This window comes from Pseudomonas sp. HD6422, assembly GCF_025377065.1.
In the GTDB taxonomy this organism is placed as follows: domain Bacteria; phylum Pseudomonadota; class Gammaproteobacteria; order Pseudomonadales; family Pseudomonadaceae; genus Aquipseudomonas; species Aquipseudomonas putida_U.
Genome location: NZ_JAHWIW010000074.1, coordinates 1 through 3106, shown reverse-complemented (window position 1 = coordinate 3106; position 3106 = coordinate 1). Strand labels below are relative to the sequence as shown.

Genomic DNA, 3106 nt, shown 5'->3' with positions numbered 1-3106 from the left:
TCGCGAGGATGCGGGGCATAGGCCTCACGCAGGAGCAGAATGGGAAGACCAGACCGTTCGCAGGCTTTGCAGGTGCCATGTGGGTTGGGAATCTCCTCCTGCATGGCGATGTGAATGGCTCTGCTGATATTCACGACAAGATTCCTCGCGCAAAGGCTTGATGGCCTGAGCCTTGAACACTAGCGAGGAAGCTCTTCGGAGAGGAGTTAGAGGCTTCCTAAACGGTTGTAGGAATTTTCGAATTACCCTTCTGATAGTGAGTTGCCAGGGCTGATTCTCGATTGCGCTGATTCAGTACAGTCGTTGGTATGCTCCATCAGCGTTTTATTTTCCACTGATTAAGGAGCGGTGCGGGACTCCAGGTCCATATCCGGTGGCCAGGAAACCTTTGGGGCGAGACGTAGTGCGAATTCGCACCAAAGGACATCGTTATGATCTTTTGGTGGGCCAGGCGGAGGGAGGGCATCAGGCCCTTTTTGCATATAAATACATACATAGGCCCAAGTCTGCCCATCGGTATCCATGGCGCTGAGGTTGAATCTATCTATCACCCGGTTTGTGCCTGGTTCAATGATGGATAGCACCACTCCCCATTTAAAGATAACGCCTCCAGCTACCACCCCAGTTTGTGACCAGCGTTCGGCCCTTACTTGAGACCAGTCGTAAGAGACAGGGACCACCGTTCCTTTCTGAAAGGGGTTCCAGTATTGATTTTTGAAATTGTAAGCATAGATCTTTCGACGGGTTCGATTGAATCTAATGGGCTCGTCTCGCGGAGGAGAAACGTCCAGCTGCCACATTATGGTGACCATCCACGACCCAAAAATCAGAAGAGCAGTCCCACCGATTAGTGAGACTGGTTGTGGCGGGATAATTAAGAACAGGAACGCTAGTAATGATGCGTAAACAATAATGAAGATGATAGCGACTAGGAGTAAGATGCCCCTTGGGGCAATCGATGATCTAGGCAGTTCTAAATAGATTGTATCCTGATGGTTTGGAGTTATTTTTATAGCGTGCTCAATAAGGTGTTGCGGGTCGAAGGGGCCGGGTAAGTCCCTGTCCCATCCTGTGCAAGGTGGATTCAAGAGAGGTGATTTCATTCTAATGCGTCTTTTTTTGAGAATCTGTTTTCTTTGATGGTGATCACCGCAGCCGCGGATTCATCCAGTGCGTCCGGCCAGTAAGAGAGGACGAGTTCGACAGCATGCAGATTGTGCTGTTCCCGTAGTGGAATATCCCCATGGATTAATAAGACTTGAGCCTCTGAGTCGTAATGCATAATGGGCTTTGGCTGCTCGCTTGTGGAGAAGATTTTGTTGGATGCTGATCGTAAATTTGATTTAGGTATAGGATTGGGGTGTTCCCAGTTCAATGATGCCGATTCAGCATTCACGCCAGCGCGATGGAGGTTCAGTAGCCAGTGATATCGAGACTTATTAGGTGTAAAGTATGGGAGGCGCATAATGTAACTAAGTACAAACTCAGCTGGTATGTTGGCGCCATCGTTTATAAAAACTGCACTAGGCGAGGATGCGTTGGTTTGCAGTTGTTGACTGAAACGAATGTTTATTGAAACCTTCGATTCGACTCCGAGCGCAGCAGCATTGAGCGCACCAATCATTTCGTCATAAGCGGTTGGGCTTAACCACAGTCTTTTATCACTAGGTAGTCCCCATCTACAATGCCTGGCCCAGGTCTCAAGTAAAGTAGATTCGTTATTTTTTGCCCAAAACCCGAACGCAAAAGCAGCTAGGGACGCTGCTGCCGAAATTCCGAGTAAAAAAGATGACAAGGCGCTGATGAATAATGCTGCAGTTCCCGAGAAAACTGCTCCCGCCGAGGCTCCAAGAGCGAAAGCGTACCCTACGGCTGCTAAGGTGTCGGCTTGTTTGTACGTTCGATTGGCGGCGAATGCGTAGAGCGCGCTATCCATTATCCCCGCAAGAGCGGCGATACCTGCCCCGTAGATAGCAATTCTCGTTCCCGCTGAAATAGTAAGTCCATTTCCGATTGCAGGACGCGTAGGGTGAGTTAGGTGAATGCCTAGACCTATCGCTTCGATCCCCGAGCCTAATAGCCCTAAGGACGAAGACCATATTGCAGCGAGCGCTTCAGGATTGTTCTTGACAGACTTTGAAATCGCTTCGAAATTCTGTTGCAAGCTATCTTGTTGAAACCATATGCATTCCTAATGCCAGCAAGATATTAGCACTACTGGGACTAGAGGCCACCGAGCGGATCTCGAGCATCGCTTCCCGTGCTATATTCCGCGCAACTGAGGCACTGACGCCTACGCTATCTGCGGCAGATATGACACTATTGCGCAAAGTATCGACCCCGATAGTGACGCTGCCTACTAGCTCGCCGATCCCGCCAGCGGCACTCTCGCGCAATTTAGCCAGGCGGTTTTGCAGGCTCTCTGCTTGTTCCAATGTCCAGAACATGACCTCGACTATTTGGCTGCGATCTCCTGGGGCAGTGAGGTGGATCGCCCCGCTCAGTACCATGGCCCGTATCTTGCGCGCGGCAGGCTTGCGCAAGTGCTTGTCCAAATCCCCAAGAAAAGCGTCAGTACCGTCCTGTAGCGCCTCATTGAGCAGACTCATGTATTCACCCAACGTCAGCGAGAGCCTGACTTGGGTAATCGGTTGGCCAGCAAATAGCAAGAACGCTGAGCTATGAACGTGTCCGATCAATGCCCTCGTTTTTCCGGTGATTTGTTTTCCAAGCGCATTGCCTGCACTGGCCATGCCGGCGAGGAGGTGGCCGATGGCATCTTGCACCGGTTTGATCATCAAGCGCTCGCCTGCCGGGCTGGTGGCGATCGTCTTGATCGCATGATAGACATAAGTCAGATCATTACCCGACAATGCTTTTATCAATTGCTGCCGCAAGCTTTGGTTCTTTGCTGTCAGGGCCTGGTACAACAGACTGTTCGGATCTTCCAGCAGTTGCTGCCAGAGATATTGGGTAGGGCCGAGTGGCGAGTCCTGCCCGGGCGCTTTCTCCGTCGGCCCACCCGCCAAGCAGGCGGACAACATCTGGATGAAGTACTCGACTGAGAGTGGGCTGGTCGCGCTGTAGTCGAAGTAAGCGATACGCT

General features: G+C 51.1%; 2 protein-coding genes and 1 pseudogene. All 3 read right to left on the bottom strand.

Going from position 1 to position 3106, the window contains the following annotated elements; all coding sequences use genetic code 11:
• Positions 1-338 precede the first annotated feature (338 nt).
• The gene (locus KY379_RS27310; protein ID WP_306466730.1) at positions 339-812 is read right to left on the bottom strand and encodes a DUF6708 domain-containing protein; all 474 of its coding nucleotides are present in this window, start codon (positions 810-812) and stop codon (positions 339-341) included.
• A 287-nt stretch (positions 813-1099) separates the two neighbouring features.
• On the bottom strand, positions 1100-2164 hold the full coding sequence (locus KY379_RS27010; protein WP_261242697.1) for a hypothetical protein: 1065 nt from the start codon (positions 2162-2164) through the stop codon (positions 1100-1102).
• 1 nt (position 2165) lies between these two features.
• A pseudogene (locus KY379_RS27005) lies at positions 2166-3106 on the bottom strand (hypothetical protein); the annotation flags it as partial.